The following is an 18090-nucleotide window of genomic DNA, read 5'->3' as shown; positions in this document are numbered from 1 at the left end:
AGCAGTGGCAGTGGCGATCAGTACTTGATGCGCGCGGTCAGGTAGAACTGGCGGCCGTTCTTGTAGAACGCACGCGGCTGGTCGGCCGTGGCGTAGTACTTCAGGATGGGGTCGTTCAGGTTCTGCGCATCCAGGCTCACCGCGAAGTGGTCGTTGAGCTTGTAGCCCAGCGAAGCCGACAGCACGCCCGAACCCTTCTGGAAGTAGTCGGTGCCGCGGTCCTGGCCGACGAAGATGTCGTCGGTGTAGCCGTAGTTCAGGCGGGCCGAGAACTGGTCGTTTTCGAAGAAGCCGCCCAGGTTGAACGAATTCTTGACGTTGCCGCGCAGCACGTGGCCGTCCTGGTCGTGACCCTTGGCCAGCGTGTAGTTGGCGCTGACGCCAAAGTTGCCGGCGATGGGGGTTTCGAACGCGAACTCCAGCCCGTAGACCGACGCTTGCGTGTTGGTCGGGTAGTAGATGTCGTAGTTGCGATAGACCAGTTGATCCTTCGGGCCGGTCGGGTTGACCGAGCTCAGCAGGGCCGGCAGCGTGGTCGAACGCACCTTGTCCTTGATATAGCCGTCCAGGCCCATGTAGAACGCGCCTGCCGACACGAAGGCACGCGGAGCGAAGTACCACTCCAGGTTGCCGTCGATGTTGTTGGAACGGATCGGCTGCAGATCAGGATTGCCCGACGAACCCCAGCCGCTGCCGGTGTCTTCCAGGTTGTGCGGGTCATGCTTGTCCAGGTAGCCCGACAGCGCGGTGTAGTCGGCGCGGGTCAGGGTGCGGCTGACCGCGAGGCGACCGACGATGCTCTTGGTCACGTCGATGCGGATGCTGGCGCTGGGCAGCACGTCGGTGTAGCTGCTGCTGGACGTGGTTCCCACGTAGTCGCCGAACGCGGACGAGATCGTCGGCTTCGTCGTGTCGCCCGGCAGGACCGGGCGAATCGAGCCGGCGTTCTGCTTGGTGCGAACCAGGCGCAGGCCGATGTTGCCGCTCCAGGCTTCGCCTTCCAGGTTGCCCTGCAGGTAGCCGGCGGTCGTCGTTTCCTTGACGTTGTATTCCAGGTTCGGGTAACGGCGGGCGACCGGGTCGCGGTTGGTGATCTTGGCGTTGTAGGCCGCCAGTGCATCCGCCGGGATGTAGGCGATGTTGGTCGGGAATCCGCTGCCCAGGCCGCTGCCGAAGTTGCTCGGGTAGTTGGCGCTGAAGGCCGGCACGGTGTAGGGAGAGAGCTGCGGTGCGTCAGCGCCGTTCGCATCTGAGCAAGCGCTGGCCTTGCTCCAGTCCCACGGGCCGACGCGGTAGGGCGTGCCGGTGGCGCAGCCCGGGCCCTGGCTGATGATTTCGCCGGTGTAGCGCTTGTGCTGAGCATTGCGCAGGCCGAACTTCAGGCTCTTGAGCGCCCCGGCGTCGAGCGTGTACTCGGCGTCCACCTGCGCCCACGACTCTTTGTCATTAACGACGACGTTCTGGGTGCCGAAGATCCAGTCGAAGTTCTGATAGCTGCTGTTGGCCAGCGCGAAGGCGGGGGCGGTGCCGGTGCCCTTGAGGTCGAATCCGGAACCGGTCGACGTGATGTGGGACTCGAGCACGTCCTGGCTGCCCGTCTTGCCCCTGCCCTTGGAGGAGCCGACGTTGCCCGTCAGGTGCAGTGCGTCGTTGACTTTCCAGGCGCCGTCCAGGCTCAGGAAGTTGGCCGAGGCCGAGGCCTGGCGCGAGATCTGGTCGTAGTAGCCGTTGTTGGTCGGCGCGGCGAAGGTGTAGTGCGCGCTGACCAGCGTGTTGTTGACGATCTTGTAGTCCGTCAGCGTCGCGGCATTGAGGTTGGCCGGGATGGCTGACAGCAGGAAGTTGCGGTTGTAGTTGTCCGCGTCCATCTTGGACGAGAACCCCGTCAGCGTCAGGTCGACATCCTTGGTGGGCTTGAACTCGGCGCGGACCAGGCCGCCCTTGCGCTCGCGCTCTTGCGTGAAATAAGCGGAGCCGAGCATGTTCGGCGCCTTCACGCCTTCCAGGTCGGGGTGGGCGGCGATCAGGGCTGCGGCGTTGGCGCCGGTGCCCTTGCCCGTGAGCGTCTCGTACGTGGCGATGTGGCCATCTTGGGCGAGGACTTCAACACCGTCGCGGCGCAGGTGGCGCTTTTCGGAGAAAGCCTGCACGAGGATGCCGAAGGTCTTGGACTCATTCTTGAAGTTGACCAGCGCGCTGAATTGCGGGTCGGTCTTGCCGGGCAGGTTGGCGTACACCACGCCCAAGCCGGCTTCGAAAGTCAGTGCCTTCGCAAAGTCCAGCGGCTTGCGGGTGATGATGTTCACCGAGCCCGCCGAGCCACCCTCGACCAGGGATGCTTGAGAGTTCTTGTGCACTTCGACGCGGCTGACCAGCTCCGACGGCAGCAGCGAGTAGCTGACGCTGCGGCCGACGCCGGCGCCGGTCTGGTCCAGCACGAACCAGTCGCCGTTGGCGATGCCGTGGCCGTCCAGCAGGGTCTGCGTCAGGCTTGGGTTGGTGCCGCGCAGACCGACGCGGTCGCGCTCGTCGAAGCCGCCGGAGCCGCCGGCGGGGCTGTTCAGGATGGTGACGCCGGGGATGCGGGCCAGCGAGTCGGCCACATTCTTGTCGGGCATCTTGCCGATGTCTTCGGCGGAGATGACGTCAATGTGCGTGTCCGCATTGCGCTTGACGCTCAGGGACTTCTCCTGCGACGCCCGAATGCCAGTGACGGTCACGGTATCGAGCTGCTCAGGGGCTGGTGCTTGCTGCGCCATGGCGGCGCCGCTGGCGCCGAGCAGAGCGATGAACACCGCCTGCGAGATGGGGGTCTGCTTGACCTTCATGTACTGTTCCTCGTTGTGGCCAATGAATTGGGGCGGCGGTGACTGCTTCGGGTGCGTTGCATACCACCTTCGGTCCGGTTGGCGCCTTGTTTGCCCTCAAAAGCGCATCCAACCAGTGCCATGCCACTGTAACGATTGATAACGCCACTTTGCTACCAATCTTTTGTGGGTGGTTTCCCGAGTGGCGGCGCCAAAGCCCTCTATCCATGGGGTGCGCCCCTCTCTGGCGGCATCGTTTGCGCGCACGAATTGGTACTTGATTGGTATTTCTGTATGTGGAGAACTGTTGCGCTTCGGCGACGCGAGGCTTGCTGACGCGGCGTGCGAGGGCGTGCCGGCATCGGCTGCTGGTAGCCGAGTGGCCTGAATCTGGTTCTGAATTGGTCGCCTGCGCCGTCCCGGCGCGGTCTTGCGCGGCCGAGAGTGCCGGCACGCGTCTGCGGAGCGTGGGTTGCCCATGGGTGCGCCAGAGGCGCGTTGCCCCGCGCTGGGGTGGTGCGGTGATGGGCTCTTTTGTTCTTCTTCGTGAGCCTCTGTTGCGCACCCTTTGCCCTGTGCTATAGTTGCGGGCTTGCCTCAGGAGGGGTGGCCGAGTGGTTAAAGGCAGCAGACTGTAAATCTGCCCGCATAGCGTACGCTGGTTCGAATCCAGCCTCCTCCACCAAAGCATGCGTTCCGCAAGGGGTGTGTGCAGAGGTCAAGAGCTCCCAGGGCGGGAGTAGTTCAATGGTAGAACCTTAGCCTTCCAAGCTAATGACACGGGTTCGATTCCCGTTTCCCGCTCCACCTGCGAGCGGCTTGGTCGGCAAAGCGTCGACACCGGTTTGCCGGTCAGTTCATCTGGCGTCAAACCCGTGCCGATGCCCATGTGGCTCAGTGGTAGAGCACTCCCTTGGTAAGGGAGAGGTCACGCGTTCGATCCGCGTCATGGGCACCACCAATTTCTCTTTTTCTTCTACTCGTCTCAACGGGTTCGCCTCAGGAGCGCAAGATGGCAAAAGGCAAGTTTGAACGGACCAAGCCGCACGTGAACGTGGGCACGATTGGCCACGTTGACCACGGCAAGACGACGCTGACCGCGGCAATCGCGACCGTGCTGTCCAAGAAGTTCGGTGGCGAGGCCAAGGCCTACGACCAGATCGACGCGGCTCCGGAAGAAAAGGCCCGCGGCATCACGATCAACACCGCTCACGTCGAGTACGAGACGGCCAACCGCCACTACGCCCACGTTGACTGCCCCGGCCACGCCGACTACGTCAAGAACATGATCACCGGTGCCGCCCAGATGGACGGCGCCATCCTGGTGTGCTCGGCCGCTGACGGCCCGATGCCCCAGACGCGTGAGCACATCCTGCTGGCCCGTCAGGTCGGCGTGAAGTACATCATCGTCTTCCTGAACAAGTGCGACATGGTCGACGACGCCGAGCTGCTCGAGCTGGTCGAAATGGAAGTGCGCGAGCTCCTGTCCAAGTACGACTTCCCCGGCGACGACACCCCCATCATCAAGGGTTCGGCCAAGCTGGCGCTGGAAGGCGACACGGGTGACCTGGGCGAGCAAGCCATCATGCGCCTGGCTGACGCCCTGGACACCTACATCCCCCAGCCGGACCGTGCCGTTGACGGTGCCTTCCTGCTGCCGGTGGAAGACGTGTTCTCGATCTCTGGCCGCGGCACCGTCGTGACCGGTCGCGTCGAGCGCGGCATCATCAAGGTCGGCGAAGAAATCGAAATCGTGGGCATCCGCGAAGTCCAGAAGACCACGGTCACGGGCGTCGAAATGTTCCGCAAGCTGCTGGACCAAGGTCAAGCAGGCGACAACGTCGGCATCCTGCTGCGCGGCACCAAGCGTGAAGACGTCGAGCGCGGCCAAGTTCTGGCCAAGCCCGGCACCATCAAGCCCCACACCCACTTCACCGCTGAGATCTACGTTCTGAGCAAGGAAGAGGGCGGCCGCCACACCCCGTTCTTCAACAACTACCGTCCCCAGTTCTACTTCCGCACGACGGACGTGACCGGTGCCGTGGAGCTGCCGAAGGACAAGGAAATGGTCATGCCTGGCGACAACGTCGGCATCACCGTGAAGCTGATCGCTCCGATCGCCATGGAAACCGGCCTGCGCTTCGCCATCCGTGAAGGTGGCCGTACCGTCGGCTCCGGCGTGGTTGCCACGATCCTCGCTTAAATAGTTTTAGGCCACAGGGGCATAGCTCAATTGGCAGAGCGTCGGTCTCCAAAACCGAAGGTTGGGGGTTCGAGACCCTCTGCCCCTGCCACCCGCCACTGATCACGGCGGTTGGTTTCCTGGCTAACCAAGCATCGGCCCGCGAGAGAGATCTCGGCGGGCCTTGCTGCTGATGGCTACGAGCCAAAGCAGTGTCTGAAAAGTCGCTCTCGAAAGCGGCGCGTGAAAGTGAAGTGATGGCGAATCCTCCCCAAGTCGAGACGGTGACCACCGGCGCTGACAAGGCCAAGCTGGCTGTTGCGGTGCTGCTGCTGATCGGCGCGCTGGCGGCCTACTATGGGCTGTCCAAGCAAGGCGCGCTGGTGCAGTGGGCCTCGCTGATCGTGTTGCTGGCTGCCGGTGTGGCGGCCTTCTTCACGTCCGAGCATGGCAAGGCGCTGATCGCCTATGGCCGCGACTCGACGCGTGAAGTGAAGAAGGTGGTCTGGCCGACCCGCAAGGAAGCGACCCAGATGACGGGCTATGTGTTTGCCTTTGTTGTCGTCATGGCGCTGTTCCTGTGGCTGACGGACAAGACGCTGGAGTGGGTGCTGTACGACCTGATCCTGGGCTGGAAGCGCTGATCGCAAGGAATTCTGATGTCTGAAGAACAAGTCGTCACGACCGAAGCCCCGGCGGGCCTGCCCAAGCGCTGGTACGTCGTCCACGCCTACTCGGGCATGGAAAAGGCCGTCGAGCGCAATCTGCGCGAGCGCATCGACCGTGCCGCCATGCAGGACAAGTTTGGCCGCATCCTGGTGCCGACCGAAGAAGTGGTCGAGCTGAAGAACGGCAAGAAGGCCGTCACCGAGCGTCGCTTCTTCCCGGGCTATGTGCTGGTCGAGATGTTCATGGACGATGAGTCCTGGCATCTGGTGAAGCACACGTCCAAGGTGACGGGCTTCGTCGGCGGCGCCAAGAACCGCCCGGCGCCGATCTCGGAAGCCGAGGTCATGAAGATCGTCAACCAGATGCAGGAAGGCGTCGAGAAGCCCCGGCCGAAGGTCGAGTGGACGGTCGGCGAGGTCGTGCGCGTCAAGGAAGGTCCCTTCACCGACTTCAATGGCTCGGTCGAGGAAGTCAACTACGACAAGTCCAAGGTGCGTGTGTCGGTCACGATCTTCGGTCGTGCCACGCCGGTCGAATTGGACTTCGCGCAGGTCGAAAAAGTCTAACGCGCTAGAATCCTGGGTTCGGCCGGCGTCCCTAACGTCGGCCCGTGATCAGTCTGCAACGAGAGGCGGACAAGAGGAGCAAAGGTAAGGACTTCGGTCCGAGTCCGATGCGCTAGTACTCAGGTGTCCAGGCTTTGCCGCCCGGGCACTGATTGGAGAAAACATGGCAAAGAAGATTGTCGGCTTCATCAAGCTGCAAATTCCGGCCGGCAAGGCTAACCCTTCGCCCCCGGTGGGTCCCGCGCTGGGTCAGCGTGGCCTGAACATCATGGAGTTCTGCAAGGCGTTCAACGCCCAGACGTCGGGCGCCGGCTTCGAGCCGGGCATGAAGCTGCCGGTGGTCATCACCGCCTTCGCCGACAAGAGCTTCACCTTCGTGATCAAGTCGCCCCCGGCGACCGTGCTGATCAAGAAGGCCGCCAAGATCGAAAAGGGCTCGCAGCGCCCCCATCTGGACAAGGTCGGCAAGCTGACCCGCGCCCAGCTGGAAGAGATCGCCAAGATCAAGACCAAGGACCTGACGGCTGCCAGCATCGACGCCGCGGTCAAGACCATCGCCGGCTCCGCCCGTTCGATGGGCATCATCGTTGAAGGGGTCTGAACATGGCCAAGCTCACCAAGAAGCAAAAGGCGCTGGCTGGCAAGGTCGAATCGACCAAGCTGTACGCGCTGACCGAAGCCCTGGACCTGGTCAAGAGCCTGGCCTCGGCCAAGTTCGATGAGTCCATCGACGTCGCCGTGCAACTCGGCATCGACGCCAAGAAGTCGGACCAGGTCGTTCGCGGCGCCGTCGTGCTGCCCAACGGCACCGGCAAGACCAAGCGCGTCGCCGTGTTCGCCCAGGGCGCCAAGGCTGAAGAAGCCAAGGCCGCCGGCGCCGACGTCGTCGGCATGGAAGACCTGGCCGAACGCGTCAAGGCGGGCGACATGCCCTTCGACGTGGTCATCGCCTCGCCCGACACCATGCGTGTCGTCGGTACCCTGGGTCAGATCCTGGGCCCGCGCGGCCTGATGCCCAACCCCAAGGTTGGCACCGTGACCCCGGACGTCGCCACCGCCGTCAAGAACGCCAAGGCTGGCCAGGTCCAGTTCCGCGTCGACAAGGCCGGCATCATCCACGGCACCCTCGGCCGTCGTTCGTTCGACACCGACAAGCTGGAAGGCAACCTGCGCGCGCTGATCGAGGCCCTGAACAAGGCCAAGCCGGCTTCGAGCAAGGGCATCTACCTGCGCAAGGTCGCCGTGTCTTCGACGATGGGCGTCGGCGCCCGCGTCGAAATCGCTTCGATCAACGCTCAAGCCAACGCCGCTTGATCGCACACCGGGCCTTCGTGGCCCGGGCACTGAATCTGCGCGGAGCGAGTCTGGCTCCGGGCAACAAAGATTGGTGGGGCGCTGTCCGGGCAACCGGGCGGCGCGTCATCCAAGACCGCTGGTGGAGACCCCTTAAATCGACGTCGCAAGACCGAGAACCAGCGCAGATGGCGGTCCCGCTGACAGGATTTTTCCTGACAGATGGTCGCTGAATCCCTGGCGCTCTCGAAGCCGCAAGGCCGAGGGAGCAAATGTGAGGAGTAGACCTTGAGTCTCAATCGCAACGAGAAGGCAGCCGTTGTCTCCGACGTCGCAGCGCAAGCAGCGAAGTCGCAGACGTTGGCGCTGGCCGAGTACCGTGGCCTCACCGTGGAAGCCTTGAACAAGCTGCGCGTCGACGCACGTTCCAAGGGTGTCTATCTTCACGTGCTGAAGAACACCCTGGCCCGTCGCGCCGTCGCTGGCACCCCGTTCGAAGCTGCTGCGGAGAGCATGGTCGGCCCGCTGATCTACGGCTTTTCGGAAGACGCTGTCGCGGCTGCCAAAGTCATCGCTGACTTTGCCAAGACCAACGACAAGCTCGTCATCAAGGGTGGTGCCTACGGTGGCAAGGCTCTGGACGTCAATGGCGTGAAGGCTCTGGCCTCCGTCCCGTCCAAGGAAGTCCTGCTGTCGCAAATCGCCGGCCTGCTGCTGTCGCCGGTGCAACGCACCGCGGCCGTGCTGGCTGCCCTGGCTGCAAAGCGTGGTGAAGGTGCTGTGGCTGCTGAAGCCCCCGCCGAAGCCCCGGCCGCGGCCTGATCGACGAACAACGCGTTCACACGCAACCCATCTGTTTTTTAGGAATTAATCATGGCATTCGATAAAGACGCTTTCCTGACCGCCCTGGACAGCATGTCCGTTCTGGAACTGAACGACCTGGTCAAGGCAATTGAAGAGAAGTTCGGCGTGTCCGCCGCTTCGATGGCTGCCCCGGCCGCCGGTGGCGCTGGCGGTGGTGCCGCTGCTGCTGCTGAAGAGAAGACCGAGTTCAACGTCGTCCTGACCGACGCCGGCGCTCAGAAGGTCGGCGTCATCAAGGCCGTCCGCGAAATCACGGGCCTGGGCCTGAAGGAAGCCAAGGACCTGGTCGACGGCGCTCCGAAGAACGTCAAGGAAGGCATCTCCAAGGCCGACGCCGAAGCCGCTGTCAAGAAGCTGGTCGAAGCTGGCGCCAAGGCCGAGATGAAGTAATGGCATGGGGATGGACCCGCGTAGCGGCTCCGTCCCCTCCAGTCAGCTTTGGGGTTGGACCTGCGCAGCAGCTCCGACCTCACTGACTAGAAAAGGGGTTGCCTTCGGGCTTCCCCTTTTTCGTCTTTACGGGTTTGTCCCCGTAGAGAACAGCTGAAAGGGCTGCGCAGCGTATGATGCGCAGTTCTTTCACGTGTTCTCTGATCCGACTGCAGAGAACCAGTTTGGTCGGACTTTGGTGCAACGCCAGAGTTGTCCGCCAGCGGTTGGTAGTGGCCAACCACCAAGCTAGGCAGCTGCCCGTTCTGGGTAGATGAGCCAGCCAGTCGCCGACGCGGTGCGTCCCACGGCCGGGGATGCACTCGACACGGAGTGTTTATGGCGCAAGCAACCCCCTACAGCTATACCGAGCGCAAGCGGATCCGCAAGAGCTTCGGCAAGCGCGAGAGCGTTCTCAACGTTCCCTATCTGCTCACCATGCAGAAGGACAGCTACGTGGCCTTCCTGCAGAAGGACGTGGCCCCCGCCAAACGCAAGCCCGAAGGGCTGCAGGCGGCCTTCCTGTCGGCGTTCCCGATTGTTTCGCACAACGGTTTCGTCGAGATGAAGTTCCTCGAGTTCAACATCGCCAAGCCGCCGTTCGACACCCGTGAGTGCCAACAGCGTGGGTTGACCTATGCAGCCGCCGTGCGCGCGCGCCTGCAGATGATCATCTATGACCGTGAATCGCCCCAGGCGAAGACGGTCAAGGAAATCAAGGAACAAGAGGTCTACATGGGCGAAGTGCCCCTGATGACCGACTACGGTTCCTTCATCGTCAACGGTACCGAGCGCGTCATCGTGTCGCAGCTGCACCGTTCGCCGGGCGTGTTCTTCGAGCACGACAAGGGCAAGACGCATTCGTCGGGCAAGCTGCTGTTCAGCGCCCGCATCATTCCCTACCGTGGTTCCTGGCTGGACTTCGAGTTCGACCCGAAGGACATCCTGTACTTCCGCGTCGACCGTCGCCGCAAGATGCCGGTCACCATCCTGCTCAAGGCCATCGGCCTGAACCCCGAGCAGATCCTGGCCCACTTCTTCGTGTTCGACAACTTCCGCCTGATGGACGTCGGCGCGCAGCTCGAATTCGTCGCCGATCGCCTGAAGGGTGAAGTCGCCCGCTTCGACATCGTCGACAAGAGCGGCGCCGTCATCGTCGAGAAGGACAAGCGCATCACCGCCCGTCACGTGCGCCAGCTGGAGCAATCCGGCACGCAGCACATCTCGGTGCCGGAAGACTTCCTGGTTGGCCGCGTGCTGGCCAAGAACATGATCGACGCCGACACCGGCGAGATCATTGCCAAGGCCAACGACGAACTGACCGACGCGCTGCTGAAGAAGCTGCGCCAGGCCGGCGTCAAGGAAATCCAGTGCCTGTTCACTAACGAGCTGGACGAAGGCGCTTACATCAGTCAGACCCTGGCCTCGGATGAAACCGAGACCCAACTGGCTGCGCGCGTGGCCATCTACCGCATGATGCGCCCCGGCGAGCCGCCGACGGAAGATGCCGTCGAGGCCCTGTTCAACCGCCTCTTCTACAGCACCGACACCTACGACCTGAGCCGTGTCGGCCGCATGAAGTTCAACGCGCGTGTCGGCCGTGACACGCCCGAAGGCAACATGAACCTGTCCAACGAGGACATCCTTGACGTCGTCAAGATCCTCGTCGAGCTGCGCAATGGCCGCGGCGAAGTGGACGACATCGACCACCTGGGCAACCGCCGCGTGCGTTGCGTGGGCGAACTGGCCGAAAACCAGTACCGCTCGGGTCTGGCTCGTATCGAGAAGGCCGTCAAGGAGCGTCTGGGTCAGGCCGAGACCGAAGCCCTGATGCCGCACGACCTGATCAACTCCAAGCCGATCTCCGCGGCGCTGAAGGAGTTCTTCGGTGCGTCGCAGCTGTCGCAGTTCATGGACCAGACCAACCCCCTGTCGGAAATCACGCACAAGCGTCGTGTTTCCGCCCTGGGCCCGGGCGGTCTGACCCGCGAGCGCGCCGGCTTCGAAGTTCGCGACGTGCACCCGACCCACTACGGCCGCGTCTGCCCGATCGAAACGCCGGAAGGCCCGAACATCGGCCTGATCAACTCGCTGGCGCTGTACGCACAGCTCAACGAGTACGGCTTCCTGGAGACGCCTTACCGCCGCGTCGTCGACGGCCATGTCACCGACCAGATCGACTACCTGTCCGCCATCGAGGAAGGCAAGTACGTCATCGCCCAGGCCAACGCGACGCTGAACGCCGGCGGCCAGCTGACCGACGAACTGGTGTCTGCCCGTGAAAACGGCGAATCGGTGCTGACGTCGCCTGAGCGCATCCAGTACATGGACGTGGCGCCGACGCAGATCGTGTCCGTCGCTGCTTCGCTCGTGCCCTTCCTGGAGCACGACGACGCGAACCGCGCACTGATGGGCGCCAACATGCAGCGCCAGGCCGTGCCGGTGCTGCGCCCCGAGAAGGCTTTCGTGGGTACGGGCGTCGAGCGCGTGGCTGCGAAGGACTCGGGCACGGTGGTCGCGGCTCGCCGCGGCGGCGTGGTCGACTATGTCGACACCAACCGCATCGTGATCCGCGTGAACGATGACGAGACCGTGGCCGGTGAGGTCGGTGTCGACATCTACAACCTGATCAAGTACCAGCGAAGCAACCAGAACACCAACATCCACCAGCGCCCGATCGTGCGCCGTGGCGACAAGGTGGCGGCCGAGGACATCATTGCCGACGGCGCTTCCACCGACATCGGTGAACTGGCTCTGGGCCAGAACATGCTGGTCGCGTTCATGCCCTGGAACGGCTACAACTTCGAAGACTCGATCCTGATCAGCGAACGCGTCATCGCCGAAGACCGCTACACCTCGATCCACATCGAGGAGCTGGTGGTCAATGCGCGTGACACCAAGCTGGGCGCCGAGGAAATCACCCGCGACATCCCGAACCTGTCGGAGCAACAACTCGGCCGTCTGGACGAGTCGGGCATCGTCTACATCGGTGCCGAGGTGAATCCGGGCGACGTGCTGGTCGGCAAGGTCACGCCCAAGGGCGAGACGACGCTGACGCCGGAAGAGAAGCTGCTGCGGGCCATCTTCGGCGAGAAGGCTTCGGACGTGAAGGACACGTCGCTGCGTGTCGACCAGGGCACCAGCGGCACCGTCATCGACGTGCAGGTCTTCACCCGTGAAGGCATCCAGCGCGACAAGCGCGCCCAGCAGATCATCGACGACGAGCTGAAGCGCTACCGCCTGGACCTGAACGACCAGCTGCGTATCGTCGAGAGCGACGCCTTCGACCGTATCGAGAAGCTGCTCAACGGCAAGGTCGCCAACGGCGGCCCGCAAAAGATCGCCAAGGGCACCAAGATCGACAAGGACTACCTGGCCTCGGTCGAGAAGTTCCACTGGTTCGACATCCGTCCGGCCGAGGAAGAAGTCGCCAACCAGCTCGAGTCGATCAAGAACGCGCTCGACCAGACCCGCCACAGCTTCGACCTGGCTTTTGAAGAAAAGCGCAAGAAGCTGACGCAGGGCGACGAGCTGCCCGCCGGCGTGCTGAAGATGGTCAAGGTCTACCTGGCCGTCAAGCGTCGCCTGCAGCCTGGCGACAAGATGGCCGGCCGTCACGGCAACAAGGGCGTCGTGTCCAAGGTCACTCCGATCGAAGACATGCCCTACATGGCCGACGGCACGCCTGCCGACATCGTGCTGAACCCGCTGGGCGTCCCGTCGCGGATGAACGTGGGCCAGGTGCTGGAAGTGCATCTGGGCTGGGCCGGCAAGGGCATCGGCCAGCGCATCGGCGACATGCTGCAGCAGCACACCAAGGTGGCTGAACTGCGCAAGCTGTTCGACCAGCTCTACAACCAGAGCGGCGGCAAGACCGAGAACATCGACGACCTGTCCGACACCGAAGTGCTGGAGATGGCCGAGAACCTCGCCAAGGGCGTGCCCTTCGCGACCCCGGTCTTCGACGGTGCCAAGGAAGAGGAAATCCGCGGCATGCTGAAGCTGGCCTACCCGGACGACATCGCCGCCAAGAAGGGTCTGACCGAGACGCGCACCCAGGCCTGGCTGTGCGACGGCCGCACCGGCGAGCAGTTCGAGCGCCCGGTCACCGTCGGCTACATGCACGTGCTGAAGCTGCACCACTTGGTGGACGACAAGATGCACGCCCGTTCGACCGGCCCGTACTCCCTCGTTACCCAGCAACCGCTGGGCGGCAAGGCGCAGTTCGGCGGCCAGCGTTTCGGCGAAATGGAAGTCTGGGCGCTGGAAGCCTATGGCGCCTCGTACATCCTGCAGGAAATGCTGACGGTCAAGTCCGACGACGTGAACGGCCGGACCAAGGTCTACGAAAGCATCGTCAAGGGCGAACACGCCATCGAAGCGGGCATGCCCGAATCGTTCAATGTGCTGGTCAAGGAAATCCGCTCCTTGGGCATCGACATTGAACTGGAACGCAATTAAGGAGCAGATGCATGAAGGGACTACTCGACCTTTTCAAGCAATTCACCCCCGATGAGCATTTCGATGCCATCAAGATCGGCCTGGCTTCCCCGGAGAAGATCCGCAGCTGGTCGTTCGGCGAGGTGAAGAAGCCCGAGACCATCAACTACCGCACCTTCAAGCCCGAGCGTGACGGCCTGTTCTGCGCCAAGATCTTTGGCCCGATCAAGGACTACGAGTGCCTGTGCGGCAAGTACAAGCGCCTGAAGCACCGCGGCGTCATCTGCGAGAAGTGCGGCGTTGAAGTCACGCAGACCAAGGTCCGCCGTGACCGCATGGGCCACATCGATCTGGCCGCTCCTTGCGCCCACATCTGGTTCCTGAAGTCGCTGCCGTCGCGTCTGGGCCTGGTGCTCGACATGACGCTGCGTGACATCGAACGCGTGCTGTACTTCGAAGCCTATGTCGTCGTCGACAGCGGCATGACGCCGCTGAAGAAGTTCTCGATCATGAGCGAGGACGACTACGACGCCAAGCGCATCGAGTACGGCGACGAGTTCATCGCGCTGATGGGCGCCGAGGGCATCAAGAAGCTGCTGGAGGAGATGGATCTCGACATCGAGATCGATCGCCTGCGCAACGACATGACCGGCTCCGAGCTCAAGGTCAAGAAGAACTCCAAGCGCCTGAAGGTCATGGAGGCCTTCAAGAAGTCCGGCATCAAGCCGAACTGGATGGTGCTGGACGTGCTGCCCGTGTTGCCGCCGGACCTGCGTCCGCTGGTGCCGCTGGACGGCGGCCGCTTCGCGACCTCCGACCTGAACGACCTCTACCGTCGCGTCATCAACCGCAACAACCGCTTGGCCCGCCTGCTTGAGCTGAAGGCCCCTGAAATCATCGTGCGCAACGAAAAGCGCATGCTGCAGGAAGCCGTCGACTCGCTGCTGGACAACGGCCGCCGAGGCAAGGCGATGACCGGCGCGAACAAGCGTGCCCTCAAGTCGCTGGCCGACATGATCAAGGGCAAGAGCGGTCGCTTCCGTCAGAACCTGCTGGGCAAGCGCGTCGACTACTCGGGCCGTTCGGTCATCGTGGTGGGCCCGACGCTCAAGCTGCACCAGTGCGGTCTGCCCAAGCTGATGGCCCTGGAGCTCTTCAAGCCCTTCATCTTCAGCCGTCTCGAAGCCATGGGCATCGCGACGACGATCAAGGCTGCCAAGAAGGAAGTCGAATCCGGCACGCCGGTGGTCTGGGACATCCTGGAAGAAGTCATCAAGGAGCACCCGGTCCTGCTGAACCGCGCCCCGACGCTGCACCGCCTCGGCATCCAGGCTTTCGAGCCCGTGCTGATCGAAGGCAAGGCCATCCAGCTGCACCCCCTCGTCTGCTCGGCCTTCAACGCCGACTTCGACGGTGACCAGATGGCCGTCCACGTGCCGCTGTCCATTGAAGCGCAGATGGAAGCCCGCACGCTGATGCTGGCCTCCAACAACGTGCTGTTCCCCGCGTCCGGCGAACCGTCCATCGTCCCGTCGCAAGACGTGGTGCTGGGCCTGTACTACGCCACCCGCGAGCGCACCAACGGCAAGGGCGAAGGCCTGATCTTCTCGGACATCCCCGAGATCATCCGCGCGCTGGAAAACGGCGCTGTGGAAATCACCGCCAAGATCAGCGTGCGCCTGACCGAGTGGACCAAGAACAAGGAAACGGGTGAATTCGAGCCCGAGACCAAGCTCGTGGACACGACCGTCGGCCGTGCGCTGCTGTCCGAGATCCTGCCCAAGGGCCTGCCGTTCTCGAACATCAACAAGGCGCTGAAGAAGAAGGAAATCTCGCGTCTCATCAACACGAGCTTCCGCAAGTGCGGCCTGAAGGAAACCGTCGTGCTGGCCGACAAGCTGCTGCAAAGCGGCTTCAAGCTCGCCACGCGCGCTGGCATCTCCATCGCCATTGACGACATGCTGGTGCCCGCGCAGAAGCACACGCTGATCGAGCGCGCCGAGAAGGAAGTCAAGGAGATCGAGCAGCAGTACGTCTCGGGTCTCGTGACGGCTGGCGAGCGCTACAACAAGGTCGTGGACATCTGGGGCAAGGCCGGTGACGAAATCGGCAAGAAGATGATGGACCACCTGAAGGTCGAGAAGACGGTTGATCGCCACGGCAAGACCGTCGATCAAGAGTCCTTCAACTCGATCTACATGATGGCCGACTCGGGTGCCCGCGGCAGCGCGGCCCAGATTCGTCAGCTGGCCGGCATGCGCGGCCTGATGGCCAAGCCTGACGGCTCCATCATCGAGACGCCTATCACGGCGAACTTCCGTGAAGGCCTGAACGTTCTGCAGTACTTCATCTCTACCCACGGTGCTCGTAAGGGCCTGGCGGACACGGCGCTGAAGACCGCGAACTCCGGCTACCTGACGCGTCGCCTGGTCGACGTGACCCAGGATCTGGTGGTCATCGAGGAAGACTGCGGTACCGACAACGGCATGGCGATGCGCGCCCTGGTCGAAGGCGGTGAAGTCATCGAATCGCTGCGCGACCGCGTGCTGGGTCGTGTCACGGCCATCGAAGTCGTGCACCCCGAGACGCAAGCCCCGCTGCTGGACGCCGGCAAGATGCTGGACGAGGACACGCTTGACGTGCTGGAGCAAGCCGGCGTCGACGAGATCAAGGTCCGCACGCCGCTGACCTGCGGCACGCGCTTCGGCCTGTGCGCCAAGTGCTACGGCCGTGACCTCGGTCGCGGTGGCCTGGTCAACACCGGTGAAGCTGTGGGCGTCATCGCCGCGCAGTCCATCGGTGAACCCGGCACGCAGCTGACGATGCGTACCTTCCACATCGGCGGTGCCGCTTCGCGCGCTGCTGTTGCCTCGAGCGTGGAAGCCAAGTCGGACGGCATCATCGGCTTCAATGCCACGATGCGTTACGTGACCAACGGCAAGGGCGAACTGGTCGTGATTTCCCGCTCCGGCGAGATCATCATTGCCGATCCGCACGGCCGCGAGCGCGAGCGTCACAAGGTGCCTTACGGCGCGATCCTGAACATCAAGCCGAGCCAGACGATCAAGGCCGGCCTGGTGCTCGCGAACTGGGATCCGCTGACCCGCCCGATCATCACGGAATTCGCCGGCAAGGCGAAGTTCGAGAACGTCGAGGAAGGCGTGACCGTCGCCAAGCAGGTGGACGAAGTGACCGGTCTGTCGACGCTGGTCGTCATCGACCCGAAGCGTCGTGGTGCTGCCAAGGTCATCCGCCCGCAGGTCAAGCTGCTGGACGCCGGCGGCCACGAGGTCAAGATCCCCGGTACCGACCACTCGGTGGCCATCGGCTTCCAGGTCGGCTCGCTGATCCAGATCCGCGACGGCCAGGAACTGCTGCCCGGTGAAGTGCTCGCCCGTATCCCGGTCGAAGGCCAGAAGACCCGCGACATTACCGGCGGTCTGCCGCGTGTGGCCGAGCTCTTCGAAGCCCGTTCGCCCAAGGACGTCGGTGTGCTGGCCGAGCAGACCGGCACGGTGTCGTTCGGCAAGGAGACCAAGGGCAAGATCCGCCTGCAGATCACCGATCCGGATGGCAAGGCCCACGAAGAGCTGGTGCCCAAGGAAAAGAACATCCTGGTGCACGAAGGCCAGGTGGTCAACCGCGGCGAGCTGATCGTCGACGGCGCAGCGGACCCGCAGGACATCCTGCGCCTGCTGGGCATCGAGGAACTGGCGCGCTACATCGTCGACGAAGTCCAGGACGTGTACCGACTCCAGGGCGTGAAGATCAACGACAAGCACATCGAGGTGATCGTTCGCCAGATGCTGCGTCGCGTGGTCATCACCAACCCGGGCGACACGCACTACATCCTGAACGAGCAGGTCGAGCGTTCGGAGCTGCTGGACACCAACGACCGCATGCGCAAGGAAGGCAAGACGACTGCTACCCATAGCGATGTGCTGCTGGGCATCACCAAGGCTTCGCTGTCGACGGACTCCTTCATCTCGGCCGCTTCCTTCCAGGAAACGACCCGCGTGCTCACCGAGGCTGCCATCATGGGCAAGCGCGACGAGCTGCGCGGCCTGAAGGAAAACGTCATCGTCGGCCGCTTGATCCCTGCGGGCACCGGCATGGCCTTCCACGAGGCGCGCCGCGTCAAGGAAGCCATGGACGACGCCGAGCGCCGCGCCATTGCACTGCAGGAAGCTGAAGAGCTGGCTGCAGCCCAGATGGCTGGCGTCGACGCTGGCGACAGCTCGGCCGAGTAAGCCGACGAGGGCCTCGCCCTCTGAAGCCGCCCCCGGTTCAGGCCGCGGGCGGCTTTTTCTTTTTCAGTCGGGTTTCCAGAGTTCAGGCCTCAGGATGGCCAGGCCGCGCAGCCGCGCACGCTTGGCCAGGGCCAGCACAGCCTTGTCGCGGGAGACCAGCCAGCGGGCATTGGCGGCCAGGGCCAGGTCGATGAACTTCTGGTCGTCGGGGTCACGGCAGACCAGGCGGCCGGCAAGCGGTTGCGGTTCGATGGTGTCGACCGCCCGGGAGTGGGCGTCGAACTGTGCTTCGATGAAGGCGAGGTCCGGCGCATAGGCGGCGGCAATGCCCCGGCCCAGCACATGGCGAATCTCATCGCGCATCGCCGGAGCCACCAGCCAGCGCAGCGCGCCCGAGGTCACGGCAGAAGTCAGCGCCTGCACACGGGCGTCGCGAAACACCAGCCAGTCCATGACGACCTGGGTGTCGATGACGATGGCCGGCTTCTCCTCGGCGGCCGCGGTGGCGATATCCATGTCGCCAGCTTACCCGGCCACATCGCCGCCTACGGGCAGACCCTTGTGCCGATTTCCCCTCCGGTCTACAATCC

The 18090-nt window shown here is 63.4% G+C and carries 11 protein-coding genes and 4 tRNA genes; 13 read left to right on the top strand and 2 right to left on the bottom strand.

Annotated features, from left to right (window positions below):
• Nucleotides 1-17: 17 nt before the first annotated feature.
• Nucleotides 18-2828 (bottom strand): TonB-dependent receptor, encoded by a 2811-nt coding sequence (locus ACS5PN_RS28520; RefSeq protein WP_439467398.1) that lies wholly within the window; start codon nt 2826-2828, stop codon nt 18-20.
• A 579-nt stretch (nt 2829-3407) separates the two neighbouring features.
• Between ACS5PN_RS28520 and ACS5PN_RS28515 the strand changes: the two genes are divergently transcribed.
• The 13 genes from ACS5PN_RS28515 (at nt 3408) to rpoC (ending at nt 17500) form a co-directional block, all read left to right on the top strand.
• Nucleotides 3408-3492, top strand: a tRNA-Tyr gene (locus ACS5PN_RS28515).
• Nucleotides 3493-3540: 48 nt separating this feature from the next.
• A tRNA-Gly gene (locus ACS5PN_RS28510) sits at nt 3541-3614 on the top strand.
• A gap of 76 nt (nt 3615-3690) precedes the next feature.
• Nucleotides 3691-3765 (top strand) — tRNA-Thr (locus ACS5PN_RS28505).
• A gap of 54 nt (nt 3766-3819) precedes the next feature.
• The gene (gene tuf, locus ACS5PN_RS28500) at nt 3820-5010 is read left to right on the top strand and encodes an elongation factor Tu (protein WP_025564238.1); all 1191 of its coding nucleotides are present in this window, start codon (nt 3820-3822) and stop codon (nt 5008-5010) included.
• A gap of 15 nt (nt 5011-5025) precedes the next feature.
• Nucleotides 5026-5101: transfer RNA gene (locus ACS5PN_RS28495), tRNA-Trp, on the top strand.
• A 145-nt stretch (nt 5102-5246) separates the two neighbouring features.
• Nucleotides 5247-5633 (top strand): preprotein translocase subunit SecE, encoded by a 387-nt coding sequence (secE, locus tag ACS5PN_RS28490; protein WP_439467397.1) that lies wholly within the window; start codon nt 5247-5249, stop codon nt 5631-5633.
• A gap of 15 nt (nt 5634-5648) precedes the next feature.
• Nucleotides 5649-6224 carry a transcription termination/antitermination protein NusG gene (nusG, locus tag ACS5PN_RS28485; protein ID WP_310330025.1) on the top strand — a complete coding sequence of 192 codons (576 nt, stop codon included), beginning with the start codon at nt 5649-5651 and terminating at the stop codon, nt 6222-6224.
• A gap of 163 nt (nt 6225-6387) precedes the next feature.
• Entirely contained in the window at nt 6388-6825 is a 438-nt protein-coding gene (gene rplK, locus ACS5PN_RS28480; RefSeq protein ID WP_025564481.1) for a 50S ribosomal protein L11, read from the top strand.
• A gap of 2 nt (nt 6826-6827) precedes the next feature.
• On the top strand, nt 6828-7538 hold the full coding sequence (gene rplA, locus ACS5PN_RS28475) for a 50S ribosomal protein L1 (protein ID WP_025564479.1): 711 nt from the start codon (nt 6828-6830) through the stop codon (nt 7536-7538).
• Nucleotides 7539-7805: 267 nt separating this feature from the next.
• Nucleotides 7806-8339, top strand: a complete 534-nt coding sequence (gene rplJ, locus ACS5PN_RS28470; protein WP_025564477.1) for a 50S ribosomal protein L10 — start codon at nt 7806-7808, stop codon at nt 8337-8339.
• 51 nt (nt 8340-8390) lie between these two features.
• The gene (rplL, locus tag ACS5PN_RS28465) at nt 8391-8771 is read left to right on the top strand and encodes a 50S ribosomal protein L7/L12 (RefSeq protein WP_310273307.1); all 381 of its coding nucleotides are present in this window, start codon (nt 8391-8393) and stop codon (nt 8769-8771) included.
• A 378-nt stretch (nt 8772-9149) separates the two neighbouring features.
• A complete protein-coding gene (gene rpoB, locus ACS5PN_RS28460; protein WP_439467396.1) occupies nt 9150-13271 on the top strand; it encodes a DNA-directed RNA polymerase subunit beta in 4122 nt (1373 codons plus the stop codon).
• 11 nt (nt 13272-13282) lie between these two features.
• On the top strand, nt 13283-17500 hold the full coding sequence (gene rpoC / locus ACS5PN_RS28455) for a DNA-directed RNA polymerase subunit beta' (RefSeq protein WP_439467395.1): 4218 nt from the start codon (nt 13283-13285) through the stop codon (nt 17498-17500).
• Nucleotides 17501-17563: 63 nt separating this feature from the next.
• Here rpoC and ACS5PN_RS28450 read toward each other — a convergent pair whose 3' ends face one another.
• Nucleotides 17564-18016: a putative toxin-antitoxin system toxin component, PIN family gene (locus tag ACS5PN_RS28450; protein ID WP_439467394.1), complete on the bottom strand. Its 453-nt coding sequence runs from the start codon at nt 18014-18016 to the stop codon at nt 17564-17566.
• Nucleotides 18017-18090: the final 74 nt, after the last annotated feature.

It is taken from the genome of Roseateles sp. NT4, from assembly GCF_051857475.1.
GTDB lineage: Bacteria > Pseudomonadota > Gammaproteobacteria > Burkholderiales > Burkholderiaceae_C > Pelomonas.
Note: the sequence above shows the minus strand (reverse complement) of the source record. Positions and strands in the feature narration are given on the sequence as shown.

Coding starts and splice junctions, on each gene's coding strand:
- ACS5PN_RS28520 (WP_439467398.1), bottom strand. CDS start 2,828: ATGAAGGTCAAGCAGACCCCCATCTCGCAGGCGGTGTTCATCGCTCTG.
- tuf (WP_025564238.1), top strand. CDS start 3,820: ATGGCAAAAGGCAAGTTTGAACGGACCAAGCCGCACGTGAACGTGGGC.
- secE (WP_439467397.1), top strand. CDS start 5,247: ATGGCGAATCCTCCCCAAGTCGAGACGGTGACCACCGGCGCTGACAAG.
- nusG (WP_310330025.1), top strand. CDS start 5,649: ATGTCTGAAGAACAAGTCGTCACGACCGAAGCCCCGGCGGGCCTGCCC.
- rplK (WP_025564481.1), top strand. CDS start 6,388: ATGGCAAAGAAGATTGTCGGCTTCATCAAGCTGCAAATTCCGGCCGGC.
- rplA (WP_025564479.1), top strand. CDS start 6,828: ATGGCCAAGCTCACCAAGAAGCAAAAGGCGCTGGCTGGCAAGGTCGAA.
- rplL (WP_310273307.1), top strand. CDS start 8,391: ATGGCATTCGATAAAGACGCTTTCCTGACCGCCCTGGACAGCATGTCC.
- rpoB (WP_439467396.1), top strand. CDS start 9,150: ATGGCGCAAGCAACCCCCTACAGCTATACCGAGCGCAAGCGGATCCGC.
- rpoC (WP_439467395.1), top strand. CDS start 13,283: ATGAAGGGACTACTCGACCTTTTCAAGCAATTCACCCCCGATGAGCAT.
- ACS5PN_RS28450 (WP_439467394.1), bottom strand. CDS start 18,016: ATGGATATCGCCACCGCGGCCGCCGAGGAGAAGCCGGCCATCGTCATC.